The organism is Enterobacter sp. A8 (assembly GCF_004296595.1).
In the GTDB taxonomy this organism is placed as follows: Bacteria; Pseudomonadota; Gammaproteobacteria; order Enterobacterales; family Enterobacteriaceae; genus Enterobacter; species Enterobacter cloacae.
In genome coordinates, this window is record NZ_SCMF01000003.1 from 80,381 (window position 1) to 97,998 (window position 17,618).

General features: G+C 53.7%; 24 protein-coding genes. 11 read left to right on the forward strand and 13 right to left on the reverse strand.

Annotated features, from left to right (window positions below; all coding sequences use genetic code 11):
• Positions 1-18: 18 nt before the first annotated feature.
• The 11 genes from npr to EQV24_RS12300 form a co-directional block, all read right to left on the reverse strand.
• Positions 19-291, reverse strand: coding sequence for a PTS phosphocarrier protein NPr (gene npr / locus EQV24_RS12250; RefSeq protein ID WP_003861872.1), 273 nt, complete (start codon positions 289-291; stop codon positions 19-21).
• Positions 288-1,142: an RNase adapter RapZ gene (gene rapZ / locus EQV24_RS12255; RefSeq protein WP_013098945.1), complete on the reverse strand. Its 855-nt coding sequence runs from the start codon at positions 1,140-1,142 to the stop codon at positions 288-290. The genes npr and rapZ overlap by 4 nt, the downstream gene beginning before the upstream one ends.
• Positions 1,143-1,187: 45 nt before the next feature.
• Positions 1,188-1,679: a PTS IIA-like nitrogen regulatory protein PtsN gene (ptsN, locus tag EQV24_RS12260; protein ID WP_013098944.1), complete on the reverse strand. Its 492-nt coding sequence runs from the start codon at positions 1,677-1,679 to the stop codon at positions 1,188-1,190.
• Between the two features lie 82 nt (positions 1,680-1,761).
• Positions 1,762-2,049: a ribosome hibernation promoting factor gene (gene hpf / locus EQV24_RS12265; RefSeq protein WP_013098943.1), complete on the reverse strand. Its 288-nt coding sequence runs from the start codon at positions 2,047-2,049 to the stop codon at positions 1,762-1,764.
• Positions 2,050-2,071: 22 nt separating this feature from the next.
• On the reverse strand, positions 2,072-3,505 hold the full coding sequence (gene rpoN / locus EQV24_RS12270; RefSeq protein WP_013098942.1) for an RNA polymerase factor sigma-54: 1,434 nt from the start codon (positions 3,503-3,505) through the stop codon (positions 2,072-2,074).
• Positions 3,506-3,552: 47 nt separating this feature from the next.
• Positions 3,553-4,278: an LPS export ABC transporter ATP-binding protein gene (gene lptB / locus EQV24_RS12275; protein WP_013098941.1), complete on the reverse strand. Its 726-nt coding sequence runs from the start codon at positions 4,276-4,278 to the stop codon at positions 3,553-3,555.
• Between the two features lie 6 nt (positions 4,279-4,284).
• The gene (lptA, locus tag EQV24_RS12280) at positions 4,285-4,839 is read right to left on the reverse strand and encodes a lipopolysaccharide ABC transporter substrate-binding protein LptA (RefSeq protein ID WP_013098940.1); all 555 of its coding nucleotides are present in this window, start codon (positions 4,837-4,839) and stop codon (positions 4,285-4,287) included.
• Positions 4,808-5,383, reverse strand: a complete 576-nt coding sequence (lptC, locus tag EQV24_RS12285; protein ID WP_013098939.1) for an LPS export ABC transporter periplasmic protein LptC — start codon at positions 5,381-5,383, stop codon at positions 4,808-4,810. The genes lptA and lptC overlap by 32 nt, the downstream gene beginning before the upstream one ends.
• Positions 5,380-5,946 (reverse strand): 3-deoxy-manno-octulosonate-8-phosphatase KdsC, encoded by a 567-nt coding sequence (gene kdsC / locus EQV24_RS12290; RefSeq protein WP_029883391.1) that lies wholly within the window; start codon positions 5,944-5,946, stop codon positions 5,380-5,382. Before kdsC ends, lptC begins: the two co-directional genes overlap by 4 nt.
• A gap of 14 nt (positions 5,947-5,960) precedes the next feature.
• Positions 5,961-6,947 carry an arabinose-5-phosphate isomerase KdsD gene (kdsD, locus tag EQV24_RS12295; protein ID WP_014833452.1) on the reverse strand — a complete coding sequence of 329 codons (987 nt, stop codon included), beginning with the start codon at positions 6,945-6,947 and terminating at the stop codon, positions 5,961-5,963.
• Between the two features lie 13 nt (positions 6,948-6,960).
• Complete coding sequence (locus tag EQV24_RS12300) at positions 6,961-7,938, reverse strand: calcium/sodium antiporter (protein ID WP_013098936.1); 978 nt, start codon at positions 7,936-7,938, stop codon at positions 6,961-6,963.
• A gap of 228 nt (positions 7,939-8,166) precedes the next feature.
• Between EQV24_RS12300 and mlaF the strand changes: the two genes are divergently transcribed.
• The 7 genes from mlaF (at position 8,167) to murA (ending at position 12,960) form a co-directional block, all read left to right on the forward strand.
• Entirely contained in the window at positions 8,167-8,979 is an 813-nt protein-coding gene (mlaF, locus tag EQV24_RS12305) for a phospholipid ABC transporter ATP-binding protein MlaF (RefSeq protein WP_020687352.1), read from the forward strand.
• 7 nt (positions 8,980-8,986) lie between these two features.
• Positions 8,987-9,769: a lipid asymmetry maintenance ABC transporter permease subunit MlaE gene (gene mlaE / locus EQV24_RS12310; RefSeq protein WP_038420698.1), complete on the forward strand. Its 783-nt coding sequence runs from the start codon at positions 8,987-8,989 to the stop codon at positions 9,767-9,769.
• A 4-nt stretch (positions 9,770-9,773) separates the two neighbouring features.
• Positions 9,774-10,322, forward strand: coding sequence for an outer membrane lipid asymmetry maintenance protein MlaD (gene mlaD, locus EQV24_RS12315; RefSeq protein ID WP_013098934.1), 549 nt, complete (start codon positions 9,774-9,776; stop codon positions 10,320-10,322).
• Positions 10,323-10,340: 18 nt separating this feature from the next.
• Positions 10,341-10,976 carry a phospholipid-binding protein MlaC gene (gene mlaC, locus EQV24_RS12320; protein ID WP_013098933.1) on the forward strand — a complete coding sequence of 212 codons (636 nt, stop codon included), beginning with the start codon at positions 10,341-10,343 and terminating at the stop codon, positions 10,974-10,976.
• A complete protein-coding gene (mlaB, locus tag EQV24_RS12325; protein ID WP_023622313.1) occupies positions 10,976-11,269 on the forward strand; it encodes a lipid asymmetry maintenance protein MlaB in 294 nt (97 codons plus the stop codon). Before mlaC ends, mlaB begins: the two co-directional genes overlap by 1 nt.
• Before the next feature lie 126 nt (positions 11,270-11,395).
• The gene (gene ibaG, locus EQV24_RS12330) at positions 11,396-11,650 is read left to right on the forward strand and encodes a BolA family iron metabolism protein IbaG (RefSeq protein ID WP_008501458.1); all 255 of its coding nucleotides are present in this window, start codon (positions 11,396-11,398) and stop codon (positions 11,648-11,650) included.
• 50 nt (positions 11,651-11,700) lie between these two features.
• Positions 11,701-12,960, forward strand: a complete 1,260-nt coding sequence (gene murA, locus EQV24_RS12335; protein WP_013098931.1) for a UDP-N-acetylglucosamine 1-carboxyvinyltransferase — start codon at positions 11,701-11,703, stop codon at positions 12,958-12,960.
• Positions 12,961-13,023: 63 nt separating this feature from the next.
• Here murA and sfsB read toward each other — a convergent pair whose 3' ends face one another.
• Together sfsB and ispB are read right to left on the reverse strand one after the other, a co-directional pair.
• Positions 13,024-13,311: a DNA-binding transcriptional regulator SfsB gene (gene sfsB / locus EQV24_RS12340; RefSeq protein ID WP_013098930.1), complete on the reverse strand. Its 288-nt coding sequence runs from the start codon at positions 13,309-13,311 to the stop codon at positions 13,024-13,026.
• Positions 13,312-13,539: 228 nt separating this feature from the next.
• A complete protein-coding gene (gene ispB, locus EQV24_RS12345) occupies positions 13,540-14,511 on the reverse strand; it encodes an octaprenyl diphosphate synthase (protein ID WP_013098929.1) in 972 nt (323 codons plus the stop codon).
• Between the two features lie 257 nt (positions 14,512-14,768).
• On the opposite strand from ispB, the gene rplU reads away from it, so the two are divergent.
• The 4 genes from rplU to cgtA all read left to right on the forward strand — a co-directional run bounded on the left by rplU (position 14,769) and on the right by cgtA (position 17,597).
• Positions 14,769-15,080, forward strand: coding sequence for a 50S ribosomal protein L21 (rplU, locus tag EQV24_RS12350; RefSeq protein ID WP_003025032.1), 312 nt, complete (start codon positions 14,769-14,771; stop codon positions 15,078-15,080).
• 19 nt (positions 15,081-15,099) lie between these two features.
• Complete coding sequence (gene rpmA, locus EQV24_RS12355; RefSeq protein WP_004385076.1) at positions 15,100-15,357, forward strand: 50S ribosomal protein L27; 258 nt, start codon at positions 15,100-15,102, stop codon at positions 15,355-15,357.
• A 96-nt stretch (positions 15,358-15,453) separates the two neighbouring features.
• Positions 15,454-16,428 carry a DMT family transporter gene (locus tag EQV24_RS12360; protein ID WP_130626646.1) on the forward strand — a complete coding sequence of 325 codons (975 nt, stop codon included), beginning with the start codon at positions 15,454-15,456 and terminating at the stop codon, positions 16,426-16,428.
• Positions 16,425-17,597 (forward strand): Obg family GTPase CgtA, encoded by a 1,173-nt coding sequence (gene cgtA, locus EQV24_RS12365; protein WP_013098927.1) that lies wholly within the window; start codon positions 16,425-16,427, stop codon positions 17,595-17,597. The genes EQV24_RS12360 and cgtA overlap by 4 nt, the downstream gene beginning before the upstream one ends.
• The last annotated feature ends 21 nt before the right edge of the window (positions 17,598-17,618 follow it).

A 17,618-nucleotide genomic window follows, 5' to 3' on the forward strand; every position in this document is an offset into this window, starting at 1 on the left:
CCGCCAGCGGGGCTGAAATTAATCCTCGTCAAACCCGGCGTTAAACAGCGCAATCACCGCCGCCAGCGCTTCCTCTTCCTGTGGGCCGGTGGCTTCGACTTCAATCTGGCGACCTTTGGCGGAGTCCAGCATCAGCAGCGCAATGACGCTGTTTGCTTCCGCTTCGGTCCCTTCATCATTTCGCAGCAGAACTTCCGCATCGAAACCCTGCATCAGTTCAAACAGCTTCATTGCCGGGCGTGCGTGCATGCCCAGCTTATTGGTGATCTCAACGGTTTGTTTTACGGTCATGTTTTACGTTTTTCCAGCGTGCGATGACGGGACTGAACGTTCTTTCCGCGTGAACGGAAATAGTCGGCCAGCTGTTCGGCGATATAGACCGAACGATGTTTACCGCCGGTACAGCCAATCGCCACCGTCAGATAGCTACGATTGTTTGTCTCCAGCATAGGTAACCATAGCTCAAGGTAGCTTCGCGTCTGGTAGATAAAATTGTGAACTTCTGTGTGCCTGTCGAGGAACGCCGCGACGGGTTTATCCAGACCGGTCATTGGACGCAGTTTCGGATCCCAGTGCGGGTTTGGCAGGAAGCGCACGTCGAAAACATAATCCGCATCGATAGGAATGCCGTGCTTAAAGCCGAATGACTCAAACACCATTGTCAGTTCACGCTCGCGTTTGCCCAGTAAACGGGTACGTAGCATTTCTGCCAGCTCGTGAACGGACATTTCGGAGGTGTCGACAATCAAATCGGCACGTGAGCGCAGGGGCTCCAGCAGGTCGCTCTCTTCGTCGATTGCGCTCTCCAGAGAGAGGTTCTTGCTGGAAAGCGGGTGCAAACGACGGGTATCGCTGTAGCGACGGATCAGCGTGTTGCGGTCCGCATCAAGGAACAGCAACTGAGGTGAAAACGTGTCCGGCAGGTTGCTCATCGCCTGTTCAAAGATTTCTGGCGATTCAGGCATGTTACGGACGTCGATGCTGACGGCGGCAGAGATTTGTCTGTCTGCAAGGGTGCGTGCCAGCTCGGGCAGCAGTACCACCGGCAGGTTATCTACGCAGTAAAAACCCATGTCTTCCAGCGCGCGCAGGGCGACGGATTTCCCCGACCCTGAACGGCCACTGACAATCATCAGCACCATGTTCCGTTTCTCCTCAGGACAACAGATGTGAAGGCCATCTCCTGGTTATGCCTCATCCTGACTGCCTTCTGCTTCAGTGATAATTTCATAAAGCTCTTCATCACTTTGCGCTGAGCGCAGTCGACGGCAGATGGTTTTATCGGCCAGGCGTTTAGCGACCAGTGAAAGCGTATGCAGATGGGTTTTCGTCTGATCGGCAGGAACCAGCAGCGCGAAGAGGAGATCAACGGGCTGGTTATCGATGGCATCAAAGGCAATAGGCGTTTCCAGTTGCACAAACACACCGACGGCACGCAGGGTGTCCTCTTCCAGTTTGCCATGCGGGATCGCAATGCCGTTGCCGATACCGGTACTGCCCATTTTTTCACGGGTCAGGATGGCTTCGAATACGACCTGCGGTGGCAGGCCCAGCTGTTTTGCGGCCAGTTCACTGATAATCTCCAGCGCACGTTTTTTGCTCTGGCAGTGAACGCCACTGCGGGTACATTCCTGGTTAAGGACATTGCTCAATTGAAGAGCGGAATCGTTGTTCATCATAATTTCACCTAAGCGCTAACTGTACAAATGGCCTGTTGTGCTCCACAACAGGCCTTCCTGCACCCGTTAACTGCCCGGACAATTAGTGTTGTTTCAGTTTATCTTTATGTTTATTGAGCTGTCTTGCAAGCTTATCAATCAAGCCGTCGATAGCAGCGTACATGTCTTGCCCTTCCGCACTGGCGTGGAGTTCGCCCCCATTGACATGCAGGGTTGCATCCGAGATATGAGTCACTTTCTCCACTTTCAACACAATATAGACCTGATTGATCCTTTCGAAATACTGCTCGAGTTTTGCGAATTTCGTGTTCACAAAGTCGCGTAAAGCTTCAGTAATTTCGACGTTTTGTCCAGTGATGTTGAGCTGCATAGTGTCTTCCTTATCGGTTGTGTCAGACCAGCTGTTTACGCTGGTTAGACGGCGGAATGGATAAAGACTCTCGATACTTCGCAACAGTACGACGTGCCACCATAATACCCTGGTCGGACAGCATGGTGGTTAACTTACTGTCGCTCAGTGGCTTCGCGGGGTTCTCCGCGGCGATCAACTTCTTCACCAGTGCACGAATCGCCGTTGACGAGGCTTCGCCACCGCCTTCGGTATTCACATGGCTGGAGAAGAAATACTTAAGCTCAAATATACCGCGAGGACTGTGCAGATACTTCTGCGTGGTCACGCGGGAAATCGTTGATTCATGCATCTCGACGGCCTGGGCGATATCCGCCAGCACCATCGGTTTCATATACTCTTCGCCCTGCTCAAAGAAAGCCTGCTGTTGTTCGACGATACAGCGGCTCACACGCAACAGCGTATCATTGCGGCTCTCCAGGCTTTTGATTAACCAACGCGCTTCCTGCAGATTGCTACGAATATACTGGTTGTCGGCGTCGTTACGCGCGCTGGTGCACATGGAGGCATATTGCTGATTGATTTGCAGGCGAGGAATGCTGTCTGAATTGAGTTCAACGACCCAGCGGCCGTTGTGTTTTCTGACCAGCACGTCAGGTATGACGTATTCAGGCTCACTGGTCTGGATCGACTGGCCGGGGCGAGGATCGAGCGACTGGATCAGGTTAACCGCCTCTTTCAGCACCTCTTCTTTCAGACGCGTAACGCGCATCAGGGTACGGAAATCATGGTTAGCCAGCAGATCCAGATGATCGCTGATGATTAAGCGGGCTTCATCGATCCAGGGCGTCTCTTTGCTGAACTGTGAAAGCTGGATCAGCAGACAGTCGCGCAGGTCTTTCGCTGCTACGCCCACCGGGTCGAAACGCTGAATGCGCTTCAGAACGGCTTCTATCTCTTCAAGTTCAATCTCGTCATCGCCCATGCTTTCCAGAATATCGTCCAGCGTGACGGTCAGATAGCCGGTGTCGTCAACGGCATCGACGATGGAGGTGGCAATCGCGCGATCGGTATCGGAGAAAGGGGTTAGCTCCACCTGCCACATCAGGTAATCCTGTAGTGACTGGGTGGTTTCACCCTGATAGACCGGTAGCTCATCGTCCTGGTAGTCTGCACGCGTGCCGGAAGGGGTTCCGGCGGTGTAGATTTCATCCCAGCTGGCATCCAGCGGAAGCTCGTCCGGCATCTCTTTTTGTTCGAGTGCATCGGCGGTATCGAGGGCTTCCGTGTCCTGTGATTGCTGAGTGTCTACCTCGTCATGAAGATCGGCTTGCTCCAGCAGCGGATTGCTGTCCAGCGCTTGCTGGAGCTCCTGCTGGAGTTCTAATGTGGACAGTTGCAACAGGCGAATCGCCTGCTGTAACTGCGGCGTCATCGCCAGTTGTTGGCTGAGCCTTAATTGCAAACCTTGCTTCATGTTCAGAGCATTTTTCTCCGGTTCGGCGTTACTTTACCTCTACCCTATCAGAGTCTGAAGTCTTCCCCAAGATAGACGCGCTTAACATGATCATCTTCGAGGATCTGCTGTGGCGTGCCGTGGGCGATCAGGTTGCCCTGGCTCACGATATACGCACGTTCACATACGGCCAGTGTTTCACGGACGTTGTGGTCAGTAATCAACACGCCAAGACCGCTGTCGCGCAGATGCTCAATAATACGTTTAATGTCGATAACGGAGATGGGGTCAACGCCTGCAAATGGTTCATCCAGCAGGATGAACTTCGGGTTTGCTGCCAACGCGCGTGCAATTTCAACACGGCGGCGTTCCCCCCCGGACAGCGCCTGACCAAGGCTATCGCGCAGGTGCTCAATGTGAAACTCTTCCATCAGCTCGTTGGCGCGATCCTGACGCTGTTCGCTGGTCAGGTCGTCACGAATTTGCAGAACGGCCATCAGGTTATCGAAGACGCTCAGGCGACGGAAAATGGAGGCTTCCTGCGGCAGGTAGCCAATACCACGGCGTGCGCGCGCATGCAGTGGCAGAAGGCTGATGTCTTCATCATCAATGATGATATTACCGGCATCGCGCGGGACAATACCCACAACCATGTAGAAGGTCGTGGTTTTACCTGCACCGTTTGGACCAAGCAGGCCAACAATTTCGCCGGAGTTGACGGTCAGACTGACATCTTCCACGACACGGCGGCCCTTATAGGCCTTCGCGAGATTTTTTGCAGTTAATGTTGCCATAACGAATTAGTTACTCTTCTTCTGTGCCGGGGCCTGGCCCTTGCCTTTGTCCTGCAGCTGAGACGGCACTAACACGGTGGTGACGCGTTTGCCTTTCTCGCTGGAGGCCTGCATTTTTTGCTCTTTCACCAGATAGGTGATCTTATCGCCGGTGATATTGCTGTCGAGCTGTTCCAGATAGGCGTTACCGGTAAGGATGACCAGATCTTTCGCCAGTTCATAATGCATGTGGCTGGCATGGCCCTTCACTGGCTTGCCGTTGTCCTGCATCTGGTAGAACGTGGCCGGGTTGCCGTAGCCATCAATGATCTCTTTGCCCTGTTCGCCACCTGGACGGGTAACGACCACCTTATCGGCGTTAATCTTGATGGTGCCCTGGGTCATGACCACGTTGCCGGTAAAGGTAACGACATTACCCTGCATATCAAGAGACTGCGTATCGGACTCGATATGGATCGGCTGTTCGGTATCGCCAGTAACAGCAAGCGCGGGAAGACTGGCCGCCAGCATCGCGCTGGCGATAATTACTTTAAGGCTGAGTTTGTTTGTTTTGAATTTCATAGGAGGTTCTAACCTTTTCAATCAGCTCGGCGTTTTTGCTGCGTAAGTTCCCGCGCATTCTTAAACCGCTGGAATTAAATGTTGTGCCGTACAGAGTGACCAGATCCTGCGACGTCACATCCTGAGTAACCAAGTTGATCTGGGCATTATCTGTCGTAATTTTGCGCAGTTGTGAGTCAGCGGTCAGGGCGTTGACTTCAACATGGCCATAAAGATAAAGCATACGGTCATTCGTCAGTTTTGCCCGGTCGGACTTAATCGACCACGTCGGCACTTTGTCCTTATCAAACGTCGTCATGACCGGCTGGGTAAACCACGAAATACCGTCATCTGAAAAATATTCAACGTGCTGGGCAATCAGGCGATAGTTCAGCGCACCTTCCGGGCTATAGACTACGGTATCACTGTGATCGCTTTTATAGGTTGGATCGTTATTGTTGATCACTTCCGTTTGCGTATCGTCACGATCGGCAAGGTTCACGCCAATCAGTATCAGTGCGACAAGCGAAAGCAGAATGATAACCCAACGTCTGGTTTTACTCATATCGATTGCCCTTTGGCCTCATCAAGCTTGCCCTGCGCCAGCAGAAGCAGATCGCAGACTTCACGTACGGCACCACGGCCACCGTTGATGTGGGTAACATAATCAGCCCGCGGGATCAGCAGCGGATGCGCATCCGCAACCGCGACACTCAGGCCAATCTCAGCCATTACCGGCCAGTCGATCAGGTCGTCCCCGACATAGGCCACATGTTCTGGCGCGATAGACAGTTTACCCAGTAAATCATTGAAAGCAGCCATCTTATCGGACTGTCCCTGATACAGATGGGTAATGCCCAACGTTTCACAGCGATCTTCTACCAGTTTAGCTTTTCGCCCGGTGATGATGGCAACCTCGATACCCGATGTGAGCGCACAACGAATACCGTAGCCATCGCGAACGTTGAACGCTTTCAGCTCTTCACCATTATTGCCCATGTAAATCAGGCCATCGGACAGTACGCCGTCCACATCCAGAATCAGCAGGCGAATATTTTCTGCCTTTGCCATCACGTGGGCACTGACCGGACCATAACAGGTTGCAAGGGATGCACCCGCATTACTCATTGTCTTATCCTTCATTACACTACGCCTGCGCGCAGCAGATCATGCATATGTACCACACCCAGCAATTGGTCGCCATCGGCAACCATCACTGAGGTGATATGTCGGGACTGCATCAGGTTCAGTACATCCACCGCCAGCGTGCCCGGGCGAACGCGAATCCCGCCGGGCGTCATCACATCGGCAATACCCAGCGTGCGAACATCCACGCCCATGTCGAACACGCGACGTAGGTCACCGTCGGTGAAAATCCCTTCGATCTTCATCAGATCGTCACACACCACCGTCATGCCCAGGTTTTTACGGGTGATTTCCAGCAGCGCATCACGCAGAGAGGCCTCTTTACTGACGTGAGGGATCTCATCGCCAGTATGCATAATATCGTTAACCCGCAGCAGCAGTTTCCGACCCAGCGCACCGCCAGGATGGGAAAGCGCGAAATCTTCAGGGGTAAAACCGCGGGCTTCAAGGAGCGCAACGGCAAGCGCGTCGCCCATCACCAGCGCCGCGGTGGTGCTGGATGTCGGCGCAAGACCCAGTGGGCAGGCCTCTTTCGGCACTTTCACGCACAGGTGAATATCCGCCGCACGTGCCATGCTGCTTTCCGGGCGGCTGGTCATGCAAATGAGCGGGACCTGCAACCGCTTCAGAACCGGTATCAGCGCCAGGATCTCGTTGGACTCCCCGGAGTTTGACAGCGCAATGACGACATCCTGCGGCGTCACCATGCCCAGATCGCCGTGTGCCGCTTCTCCTGGATGTACAAAGAAGGAGGAGGTGCCGGTGCTGGCGAAAGTGGCGGCCATTTTGCGGCCAATGTGGCCGGACTTGCCCATCCCCATTACCACGACTTTACCGGCACAGTAGAACATCTTCTCACAGGCCAGACTGAAATCCTGATTAATGTACTGATCTAACTGCGCCAGACCTTCACGTTCAATCTCCAGAACGTCTTTGCCTGCTTTCTGAAAGTCAAAACCCGGCTGCAATTCTATTTGCGACATAATGCGTTTCCGTTTACCCAGAGAGAAGAGGCGAAAGCCAGTACAGCATCGCCATCCATACGATAAATCCACCCGTCAGCAGCGCGCCTGCGCCTTTGCCGATCTGTCGTTGCCGCCGCCAGCAGAGCAGGGCAAAGATAACGCTTACCAGCAACATCACCCCGTAATCACGTGAGAAGGCCAGCGGGTTAAACGGCCCGGGCGTTATCAGGGCTGGCAGGCCCATGACGATGGCAATATTGAAGATGTTCGAGCCGATAATATTGCCGATGGCGATGTCATCTTCACCTTTACGTGCCCCGGCAATGGCCGTGGCCAGCTCCGGCAGGCTGGTGCCGATGGCGATCACGGTCAGGCCAATGGTCAGTTCGCTCATGGCGAAATAATTCGCCAGTACCGTCGCGTTATCCACGACCATCCGTGTTGCCATGGGCATAATGATCAACGCGACACCCAGCCAGAGCAGTGCCACAGGCAGCGTACCTTCACGCGGTAGCTCGGCGACCTGCTCACGCGTCAGGCTGTCCTGACCCTGTTTTTCCGCCAGGCGGGCAATGTTAACACTATAGAGCAGCCAGATGACCGCCAGCGCCAGCAAGAAAATGCCGTCACTGTAGCTCAGAACGCCATCGTAAAATACGCATCCTGCCAACAGGCTTACGATCAACATTAGCGGCAATTCCCGGCGCAGAACATCAGAATGCACGCGAAATGGATGGAGCAGCGCGGCCAGGCCCAGAATAAGCAGAATATTGACGATGTTAGAGCCAATCGCGGTGCCAACAGCAAGGTCTATCTGACCATGCAGCGATGCCGTCACAGAGACGATGATTTCAGGCAGGGAGGTTCCAACACTGACCACGGTCATCCCGATGACAACAGGTGGGACGCCAGTGAGGCGGCACAGGATCGATGCAGCAAACACCAAACGGTCAGCACTGTAGACCACCAAAAGTAAACCAATTATTAACAGTGCTGTTGCTAAAAGCATCAAAAGTCCTTTCTTCAGGTATACTCGCCGGTCCACCGCGCGGGAATTGTTAGCGCTGCATACAGCCTAAGACGTAACGAATTCCTAATTTTGACTTTATGCGCCGGAAAAGTAAAACAAATGCCAGCTTTCGCTAACCTCTACGGCTAATATTCTGTAAAAATGTGGGGTTTAGGGCTGATTTAAGCTTCACGCTTCGCATGAAGCAGGGTAAGAAAGGAACCGTAAATGAGCCAAACGATGGCGAATTTAGTCGATGTCCGTGGGGTGAGCTTTTCTCGCGGCAACAGATTGATATTTGATGATATTTCGTTGACCGTGCCACGTGGCAAAATCACAGCCATCATGGGACCGTCCGGGATCGGTAAAACGACCCTGCTGCGACTTATCGGTGGGCAGATCCCACCCGATAGCGGTGAAATCCTCTTCGACGGCGAAAACGTACCGGAGATGTCGCGGTCGCGCCTGTATACTGTGCGCAAGCGGATGAGCATGCTCTTTCAGTCGGGGGCCTTGTTCACCGACATGAACGTCTTTGATAATGTCGCCTATCCGCTGCGCGAGCATACGCAGCTTCCGCCAGAGCTGCTGAAAAGCACGGTAATGATGAAGCTGGAGGCGGTAGGGCTGCGTGGCGCCGCAAAGCTGATGCCGTCAGAGCTGTCTGGTGGCATGGCGCGTCGCGCCGCGCTGGCGAGAGCCATTGCGCTGGAACCCGATTTAATCATGTTCGACGAACCGTTTGTCGGACAGGATCCAATTACGATGGGCGTGCTGGTGAAGCTCATCTCTGAATTGAACAGCGCGCTCGGCGTCACCTGCATTGTGGTGTCTCACGATGTGCCGGAAGTGTTGAGTATTGCCGACTATGCCTACATTGTGGCAGACAAAAGGATCGTCGCGCACGGCAGCGCCCAGGCGTTGCAGGAAAACTGCGATCCGCGAGTACGGCAGTTCCTCGACGGTATTGCGGATGGGCCTGTGCCGTTCCGCTACCCTGCGGGCGACTATCGTGACGATTTATTGGGAATAGGGAGTTAAGCCACTCATGCTGTTAAATGCGTTGGCCGCTCTTGGACACCGTGGCATAAAAACCATCAGGACGTTCGGGCGCGCCGGATTGATGTTGTTCAACGCGCTGGTCGGCAAGCCGGAGTTGCGCAAGCACGCGCCTTTACTGGTACGGCAACTCTATAACGTCGGCGTGCTGTCGATGCTGATCATCATTGTGTCCGGTCTGTTTATCGGCATGGTGCTGGGGCTGCAGGGCTACCTTGTTCTGACGACCTACAGCGCGGAAACCAGCCTCGGCATGCTGGTGGCGCTTTCGCTGCTGCGTGAACTGGGGCCGGTGGTGGCGGCACTGCTGTTTGCCGGACGCGCGGGGTCGGCACTCACCGCAGAGATTGGTCTGATGCGTGCCACCGAGCAGCTTTCCAGTATGGAAATGATGGCGGTCGATCCGTTGCGGCGTGTTATCTCGCCCCGTTTCTGGGCAGGGGTTATCTCCTTACCGTTGCTGACTATCCTGTTTGTGGCCGTCGGTATCTGGGGCGGTTCGCTGGTGGGCGTTCACTGGAAAGGCATTGATGCCGGTTTCTTCTGGTCTGCCATGCAGGACGCCATCGATCTGCGAATGGATCTGGTTAACTGTTTGATTAAAAGCGTGGTATTTGCCATTACGGTCACCTGGATTGCGTTATTTAATGGTTACGATGCCATCCCGACGTCGGCGGGCATTAGCCGTGCAACTACACGTACTGTCGTACATTCGTCGCTGGCCGTACTGGGTCTGGATTTTGTGCTCACCGCACTGATGTTTGGGAATTGAGTTCATGCAAACGAGAAAAAATGAAATTTGGGTCGGCGTGTTCCTGTTGCTGGCACTGCTTGCCGCACTGTTTATCTGCCTGAGAGCGGCGGATATCACCTCAGTGCGTACCGAACCGACTTATCGCATCTATGCCACTTTCGACAATATCGGAGGGTTGAAGGCGCGCTCTCCTGTGCGTATTGGCGGTGTGGTTATTGGCCGTGTGGCTGACATTACGCTTGATGAAAAAACCTATCTGCCGCGCGTGGCGATGGATATTGAAGAGCGTTACAACCATATCCCGGATACCAGCTCGCTTTCTATCCGCACCTCCGGCCTGCTGGGCGAACAATATCTGGCACTGAACGTGGGCTTTGAAGATCCTGAGCTTGGAACGACTATCCTTAAAGACGGTAGCGTGATCCAGGATACCAAGTCCGCGATGGTGCTGGAGGACATGATTGGTCAGTTCCTTTACAACAGTAAGGGAGATGATAAAAAGTCCGATGCTGCCCCTGCGCAGACTGAAGATCATACCAACGTCGCACCGACACCTGGCACGACGAATTAATATCAGGAGAAGTCATTCATGTTTAAACGACTGTTAATGGTTGCCATGCTGGTTATTGCCCCTCTCACGGCAGCACACGCCGCGGATCAGAGCAACCCGTACAAACTGATGGACGAAGCCGCGAAGAAAACCTTCGATCGTCTTAAAAACGAACAGCCTAAAATTCGTTCTAATCCTGATTATCTGCGTGACGTGGTCGATCAGGAGCTGCTGCCGTATGTGCAGATCAAATATGCCGGTGCGCTGGTGCTGGGGCGTTATTACAAAGACGCTACCCCTGCGCAGCGTGAAGCCTACTTTGCTGCCTTCCGCGAATACCTGAAACAGGCTTACGGCCAGGCGCTGGCGATGTACCACGGCCAGACCTACCAGATTGCACCGGAACAGCCGCTGGGTGATGCCACCATAGTGCCTATTCGCGTCACGATCATCGATCCTAACGGTCGTCCACCGGTTCGCCTGGATTTCCAGTGGCGTAAAAACAGCCAGACCGGCAACTGGCAGGCGTATGACATGATCGCCGAAGGGGTGAGCATGATCACGACTAAACAGAATGAGTGGAGCGACCTGCTGCGTACTAAAGGCATTGATGGCCTGACCGCCCAGCTGCAGTCTATCTCTCGCCAGAAAATCACCCTGGATGAGAAGAAGTAATGTCGCAGCAACTGAGCTGGTCGCGTGAGGGCGAAACATTAAAGCTGTCCGGTGAACTCGATCAGGATCTGCTCAACCCGTTATGGGATAAACGCCATGACGCCATGCAGGGCGTTACGCTGATCGATTTGAGCGGCGTCACGCGGGTAGATACGGCTGGGGTGGCGCTGCTTGCCCACCTCATTGCCGTGGGGAAAAAGCAGGGGGCAACCGTAATGCTTCACGGGGCCAGCGATAATGTCGTCACCCTGGCGCAGCTCTACAATCTTCCTCAGGACGTACTGCCGCATTAATATTTTCAGTGCGTTACTTCTGAAAGCCCTGACAGTTTCATCGTCGGGGCTTTTTGCTTGTTTAAGACGACGCCACTTTGCTCTAAGATGTTGGGCTTGTTTTCACTATCAGATGATTAAGAACCCATGGAAAATCATGAAATCCAGACAGTGCTGATGAATGCACTCTCCCTTCAGGAAGCCCACGTCACAGGCGATGGCAGTCACTTCCAGGTTATTGCTGTGGGTGAGATGTTCGACGGTATGAGCCGTGTGAAGAAACAGCAGGCTGTGTACGCGCCGCTGATGGAATATATTGCGGATAACCGCATACACGCCCTGTCGATTAAAGCGTTCACCCCGCAAGAGTGGGCACGCGATCGCAAACTAAACGGTTTTTGAGCTGAGGGCGATGCGCCCGCAGCACGGTTGAATTTATAAGAGAGCACACCATGGATAAATTTCGTGTACAGGGGCCGACGCGCCTCCAGGGCGAAGTCACAATTTCTGGCGCGAAAAACGCCGCGCTGCCGATCCTCTTTGCTGCGCTGCTCGCGGAAGAGCCGGTAGAAATTCAGAACGTACCGAAGCTGAAAGATATCGACACCACCATGAAGCTGCTCACCCAGTTGGGGACGAAAGTCGAGCGTAATGGCTCCGTCTGGATCGATGCCAGCAACGTGAACAACTTCTCAGCACCGTACGACCTAGTGAAAACCATGCGTGCATCCATCTGGGCGCTTGGCCCGCTGGTAGCGCGTTTTGGTCAGGGACAGGTGTCACTGCCTGGTGGTTGCGCCATTGGCGCGCGTCCTGTTGACCTGCATATCTTCGGTCTGGAGAAGCTGGGCGCGGAGATCAAACTGGAAGAAGGTTACGTTAAAGCGTCCGTTAATGGCCGCCTGAAAGGCGCACACATTGTCATGGATAAAGTGAGCGTTGGCGCAACCGTCACCATTATGTCCGCGGCAACGCTGGCAGAAGGTACCACCATTATCGAAAACGCCGCGCGCGAGCCGGAAATTGTGGATACTGCCAACTTCCTCGTGGCGCTGGGTGCAAAAATCTCTGGCCAGGGTACCGATCGCATCACCATTGAAGGCGTTGAGCGTCTGGGGGGCGGTGTGTATCGCGTTCTGCCAGACCGTATTGAAACCGGGACTTTCCTGGTGGCTGCGGCCATTTCTGGCGGCAAGATTGTTTGCCGTAATGCGCAGCCTGACACCCTGGATGCGGTGCTGGCGAAGCTGCGTGAAGCGGGTGCGGATATCGAAACCGGTGAAGACTGGATCAGCCTTGATATGCACGGTAAACGTCCAAAAGCGGTAACCGTTCGCACGGCGCCGCATCCGGCATTCCCGACCGATATGCAGGCTCAGTTCACGCTGCTGAACCTGGTGGCAGAAGGTACCGGTGTGATCACCGAGACTATCTTCGAGAACCGCTTCATGCACGTACCGGAGCTGATCCGTATGGGCGCACATGCAGAGATCGAAAGTAACACGGTGATTTGCCACGGTGTTGAGAAGCTCTCCGGTGCGCAGGTTATGGCAACCGATCTGCGTGCGTCTGCGAGCCTGGTATTAGCGGGTTGTATCGCGGAAGGAACGACGGTTGTGGATCGTATCTACCACATCGATCGTGGTTACGAGCGTATTGAAGACAAACTGCGCGCGCTGGGTGCCAATATCGAGCGTGTGAAGGGCGAGTAATCGTTCCGGCAGCCCCCTGCCAGAGATGGCCGGGGGGGTGCTGTTCCTGTCAAAAAAAGCGCGTCAGGCCGGTTGCTCTTTCCTGGTTTTTTTCTGGCGAATCATGCGTGTTCTGTCAATAAACTCATGGGTAATGGGATCGTGGTAACGCGAGGGCCAAATGACCCACGGGTGCGTCTCCAGCGCCGATGCAATAATCAATTCACCCTTTGGCCAGGGGCGAGTCAGGGCATTTGCCAGCGTTGATGAGCTCAATCCATTGCGACGTGATTCAGCGGCGAGCGATGTTCCTTTTTTGCGCAGCGCAGCAATAATATCTGCTGAGTGCCAGTCGATAAATTTCATATCCATAAAGCTGTCCTTGTGTTCGTAATCACCCACGTCATTTCTACCGAAACGACGGGGTTACTATACTCATTTTGAACACAGGCTCTAAAAAGTTCGCGTTACTTGAAGGAATATTCAGAATAAGACATGGCTTTATTCATGCGGTCTGTAAGCCGATGATTTTACGTGAATATGGAATTTATAAGAACTTATTGAAATCTCCCCGCGAAGGCCGCGGGGAGAAGCGAGAGGTTAACGATCGCGCTGTACGGCGATGTGGGCAAGGCCGATTAACGCATCGCGCCATGGGCTGTCTGGAATGACCTGCAGTGCCGCGATGGCTTTATCCGCCTCTTCTTCAGCGCGCTGACGCGTCCACTCCAGCGAGCCGCAGATGGCCATTGTTTCCAGTACCGGTTCCAGTAGATGGCGACCATTTCCCTGCTCAATCGCTTCACGGATCATTTTCGCCTGGTCAGCGGATCCGTTGTGCATGGCATGGAGCAGCGGCAGGGTCGGTTTACCTTCGTTGAGGTCATCGCCGACGTTTTTGCCGAGCGTTTCGCCATCAGCACTGTAGTCCAGCAAATCGTCAATCAACTGGAATGCGGTCCCCAGATAACGGCCGTAGTCCTGCAGCCCTTTTTCCTGCGCAGCGGTACAGCCAGCCAGAATGCCGGAACATTGCGCCGCGGCTTCAAACAGGCGCGCGGTTTTGCTGTAGATTACGCGCATGTAATTTTCTTCGGTGATGTCAGGATCGTTGACGTTCATCAGCTGCAGCACTTCGCCTTCCGCGATCACGTTAACGGCTTCAGACATCACTTCCAGCACTTTCAGAGAGCCGAGGCTGGTCATCATCTGGAAGGCACGGGTATAGATAAAATCACCGACCAGAACGCTGGCTGCGTTGCCGAAGGCGGCGTTTGCCGTGGCTTTGCCACGACGCATGTCTGATTCATCCACAACATCATCATGCAGAAGCGTCGCAGTGTGAATAAATTCGATCAGTGCTGCGATAGTGACATGAGCCTTTCCCTGATAACCCACGGCTCTGGCGGCCAGTATGGCAATCATCGGGCGAATACGTTTACCGCCGCCGCTGACGATGTAATAGCCCAACTGATTGATTAGCTGAACATCAGAGTTGAGTTGTTCCAGGATTGCTGCATTCACACCCGCCATATCTTGCGCGGTTAACTCGTTGATTTTTTCTAAATTCATCGCAAAAGCCGGGCTTTTTATCCTGTTTATCCCATCTTTAATGGGGTAACGAAGGGTTTCGGTTTATCAATAGTATTGCTGATTGTACTGAAAAAACGGCTCAGATAAACGCTACCGTACGTGTTGTGTTTTTTTTCTTCATGTATTGATGGTAGCACTTGTCAAAGGCTCGCGTTTTGCGTAATATTCGCGCCCTATTGTGAATATTTATAGCGCACTCTGATTCATACGAGGATGTGCGCGGAAGCGGAGTTTATATGTACGCGGTTTTCCAAAGTGGTGGTAAACAACACCGAGTAAGCGAAGGTCAGACCGTTCGCCTGGAAAAGCTGGACATCGCAACTGGCGAATCTGTTGAGTTCGCAGAAGTTCTGATGATCGCAAACGGTGAAGAAGTCAAAATCGGCGTTCCTTTCGTTGATGGCGGCGTTATCAAAGCTGAAGTTGTTGCTCACGGTCGTGGCGAGAAAGTTAAAATCGTTAAGTTTCGTCGTCGTAAACACTACCGTAAGCAGCAGGGCCACCGTCAGTGGTTCACTGATGTGAAAATTACTGGCATCAGCGCCTAAGACCTGAGGAGAGATTTAAATGGCACATAAAAAGGCTGGCGGCTCCACACGTAACGGTCGCGATTCAGAAGCTAAACGCCTGGGCGTTAAGCGTTTCGGTGGCGAATCCGTTCTGGCGGGTAGCATCATCGTTCGTCAACGTGGTACCAAATTCCACGCTGGCAACAACGTAGGTTGCGGTCGTGACCACACTCTGTTTGCTAAAGCAGACGGTAAAGTGAAATTTGAAGTTAAAGGCCCGAACAACCGTAAATACATCAGCATCGTTGCTGAGTAAGGTTTTCTCGGTCCGGTAACGGATTAAAGCCCCGCAACCTGTTGCGGGGCTTTTTACATTGGAAACCCGGTAATTTTTTCTGTAGGGAAAACGGGCATGAAGCAGCAGGCCGGCATTGGAATTCTTTTGGCGCTCACAACCGCAATGTGCTGGGGTGCGCTGCCAATTGCAATGAAGCAGGTACTGGAAGTGATGGAACCGCCTACGGTGGTGTTTTATCGCTTTCTGATGGCAAGTATCGGCCTGGGGGCCATCCTTGCTGTTAAAGGCAAGCTTCCGCCCCTGCGTCTCTTCCGTAAACCGCGCTGGCTGGTATTACTGGCTATCGCGACGGGGGGACTGTTTGGTAACTTCATTCTGTTCAGTTCTTCCCTGCAATATCTCAGCCCGACGGCGTCGCAAGTGATTGGTCAACTTTCACCGGTCGGCATGATGATTGCCAGCGTCGTTATCCTCAAGGAGAAGATGCGCGGTACGCAGATCGTCGGGGCGAGCATGCTGCTATGTGGCCTGGTAATGTTCTTCAATACCAGCCTGATAGAAATTTTTACCCGCCTGACCAATTACACCTGGGGTGTAATCTTCGGTGTGGGGGCAGCAACGGTTTGGGTGAGCTATGGCGTCGCGCAAAAGGTGTTATTGCGTCGCCTTGCCTCACAGCAGATCCTCTTTTTGCTGTACACTTTGTGTACAATAGCATTATTGCCGTTAGCGAAGCCGGGGGTGATCACCCAGCTTAGCGACTGGCAGCTGGCGTGCCTCATATTTTGTGGGCTGAATACGCTGGTCGGTTATGGCGCGCTGGCCGAAGCAATGGCGCGCTGGCAGGCAGCACAGGTGAGTGCATTGATTACGCTCACTCCGCTGTTTACGCTGTTATTTTCAGATTTGTTATCAATGGCCTGGCCCGATGTCTTCGTCAGACCGATGCTCAACCTGTTGGGCTATCTCGGTGCGTTTGTCGTGGTTGCGGGCGCGATGTATTCCGCCATTGGTCATCGTCTCTGGGGGCGTTGGCGCAAAAATGAAGCGGTCCCCGCTCAGGCGAATGATTTACGGAGAGTAAAATGAAGTTTGTTGATGAAGCGACGATCCTGGTCGTGGCAGGTGATGGCGGCAACGGTTGCGTAAGCTTCCGCCGTGAAAAATATATTCCTCGTGGTGGCCCTGACGGCGGCGACGGCGGCGACGGCGGCGACGTATGGCTGGAGGCGGATGAGAACCTCAACACGCTGATCGACTACCGTTTCGAAAAATCTTTCCGCGCTGAGCGTGGCCAGAACGGCCAGAGCCGTGACTGTACCGGTAAACGTGGCAAAGACGTCACCATTAAGGTACCGGTGGGTACGCGTGTGATCGATCAGGGTACCGGTGAGACCATGGGCGATATGACCAAACATGGTCAGCGTCTAATGGTTGCAAAAGGGGGTTGGCACGGTCTGGGCAACAGCCGTTTCAAATCTTCCGTCAACCGTACGCCGCGTCAGAAAACAATGGGTACGCCGGGCGATAAGCGCGACCTGCAGCTGGAGCTGATGCTGCTGGCCGATGTGGGGATGCTGGGAATGCCAAACGCTGGTAAATCCACGTTTATTCGCGCCGTCTCTGCCGCTAAGCCAAAAGTGGCGGACTATCCGTTTACCACGCTGGTGCCAAGCCTGGGCGTTGTCCGTATGGATAACGAGAAGAGCTTTGTGGTTGCCGATATCCCGGGTCTGATTGAAGGCGCAGCGGAAGGTGCCGGTCTGGGTATCCGCTTCCTGAAACACCTTGAGCGCTGCCGTGTACTGTTGCACCTTATCGATATCGATCCGATCGACGGGTCCGATCCGGTAGAAAATGCCCGTATCATCGTCGGCGAGCTGGAGAAATACAGCGAGAAACTGGCGAACAAACCGCGCTGGCTGGTCTTTAACAAGATTGACCTGATGGATAAAGCCGAAGCGGAAGCAAAAGCGAAAGCCATTGCTGAAGCGATGGGGTGGGAAGATAAGTACTACCTGATCTCCGCGGCAAGCCAGGTTGGCGTGAAAGATCTCTGCTGGGATGTGATGACCTTTATCATCGAGAACCCGGTTGTTCAGGCTGAAGAAGCGAAGCAGCCTGAAAAAGTCGAATTCATGTGGGATGACTACCACCGTCAACAGCTTGAAGAGCTGGAAGCGGAAGAGGAAGACGACTGGGACGACGACTGGGATGAAGACGACGAAGAAGGCGTCGAGTTCATCTACAAGCACTAATGACCCGATAAGGCCCCTGTT

What these genes read in the sequence shown, in the direction of transcription:
- npr (WP_003861872.1), bottom strand. Translation starts at nt 291, where the DNA reads ATGACCGTAAAACAAACCGTTGAGATCACCAATAAGCTGGGCATGCAC.
- rapZ (WP_013098945.1), bottom strand. Translation starts at nt 1,142, where the DNA reads ATGGTGCTGATGATTGTCAGTGGCCGTTCAGGGTCGGGGAAATCCGTC.
- ptsN (WP_013098944.1), bottom strand. Translation starts at nt 1,679, where the DNA reads ATGATGAACAACGATTCCGCTCTTCAATTGAGCAATGTCCTTAACCAG.
- hpf (WP_013098943.1), bottom strand. Translation starts at nt 2,049, where the DNA reads ATGCAGCTCAACATCACTGGACAAAACGTCGAAATTACTGAAGCTTTA.
- rpoN (WP_013098942.1), bottom strand. Translation starts at nt 3,505, where the DNA reads ATGAAGCAAGGTTTGCAATTAAGGCTCAGCCAACAACTGGCGATGACG.
- lptB (WP_013098941.1), bottom strand. Translation starts at nt 4,278, where the DNA reads ATGGCAACATTAACTGCAAAAAATCTCGCGAAGGCCTATAAGGGCCGC.
- lptA (WP_013098940.1), bottom strand. Translation starts at nt 4,839, where the DNA reads ATGAAATTCAAAACAAACAAACTCAGCCTTAAAGTAATTATCGCCAGC.
- lptC (WP_013098939.1), bottom strand. Translation starts at nt 5,383, where the DNA reads ATGAGTAAAACCAGACGTTGGGTTATCATTCTGCTTTCGCTTGTCGCA.
- kdsC (WP_029883391.1), bottom strand. Translation starts at nt 5,946, where the DNA reads ATGAGTAATGCGGGTGCATCCCTTGCAACCTGTTATGGTCCGGTCAGT.
- kdsD (WP_014833452.1), bottom strand. Translation starts at nt 6,947, where the DNA reads ATGTCGCAAATAGAATTGCAGCCGGGTTTTGACTTTCAGAAAGCAGGC.
- EQV24_RS12300 (WP_013098936.1), bottom strand. Translation starts at nt 7,938, where the DNA reads ATGCTTTTAGCAACAGCACTGTTAATAATTGGTTTACTTTTGGTGGTC.
- mlaF (WP_020687352.1), top strand. Translation starts at nt 8,167, where the DNA reads ATGAGCCAAACGATGGCGAATTTAGTCGATGTCCGTGGGGTGAGCTTT.
- mlaE (WP_038420698.1), top strand. Translation starts at nt 8,987, where the DNA reads ATGCTGTTAAATGCGTTGGCCGCTCTTGGACACCGTGGCATAAAAACC.
- mlaD (WP_013098934.1), top strand. Translation starts at nt 9,774, where the DNA reads ATGCAAACGAGAAAAAATGAAATTTGGGTCGGCGTGTTCCTGTTGCTG.
- mlaC (WP_013098933.1), top strand. Translation starts at nt 10,341, where the DNA reads ATGTTTAAACGACTGTTAATGGTTGCCATGCTGGTTATTGCCCCTCTC.
- mlaB (WP_023622313.1), top strand. Translation starts at nt 10,976, where the DNA reads ATGTCGCAGCAACTGAGCTGGTCGCGTGAGGGCGAAACATTAAAGCTG.
- ibaG (WP_008501458.1), top strand. Translation starts at nt 11,396, where the DNA reads ATGGAAAATCATGAAATCCAGACAGTGCTGATGAATGCACTCTCCCTT.
- murA (WP_013098931.1), top strand. Translation starts at nt 11,701, where the DNA reads ATGGATAAATTTCGTGTACAGGGGCCGACGCGCCTCCAGGGCGAAGTC.
- sfsB (WP_013098930.1), bottom strand. Translation starts at nt 13,311, where the DNA reads ATGGATATGAAATTTATCGACTGGCACTCAGCAGATATTATTGCTGCG.
- ispB (WP_013098929.1), bottom strand. Translation starts at nt 14,511, where the DNA reads ATGAATTTAGAAAAAATCAACGAGTTAACCGCGCAAGATATGGCGGGT.
- rplU (WP_003025032.1), top strand. Translation starts at nt 14,769, where the DNA reads ATGTACGCGGTTTTCCAAAGTGGTGGTAAACAACACCGAGTAAGCGAA.
- rpmA (WP_004385076.1), top strand. Translation starts at nt 15,100, where the DNA reads ATGGCACATAAAAAGGCTGGCGGCTCCACACGTAACGGTCGCGATTCA.
- EQV24_RS12360 (WP_130626646.1), top strand. Translation starts at nt 15,454, where the DNA reads ATGAAGCAGCAGGCCGGCATTGGAATTCTTTTGGCGCTCACAACCGCA.
- cgtA (WP_013098927.1), top strand. Translation starts at nt 16,425, where the DNA reads ATGAAGTTTGTTGATGAAGCGACGATCCTGGTCGTGGCAGGTGATGGC.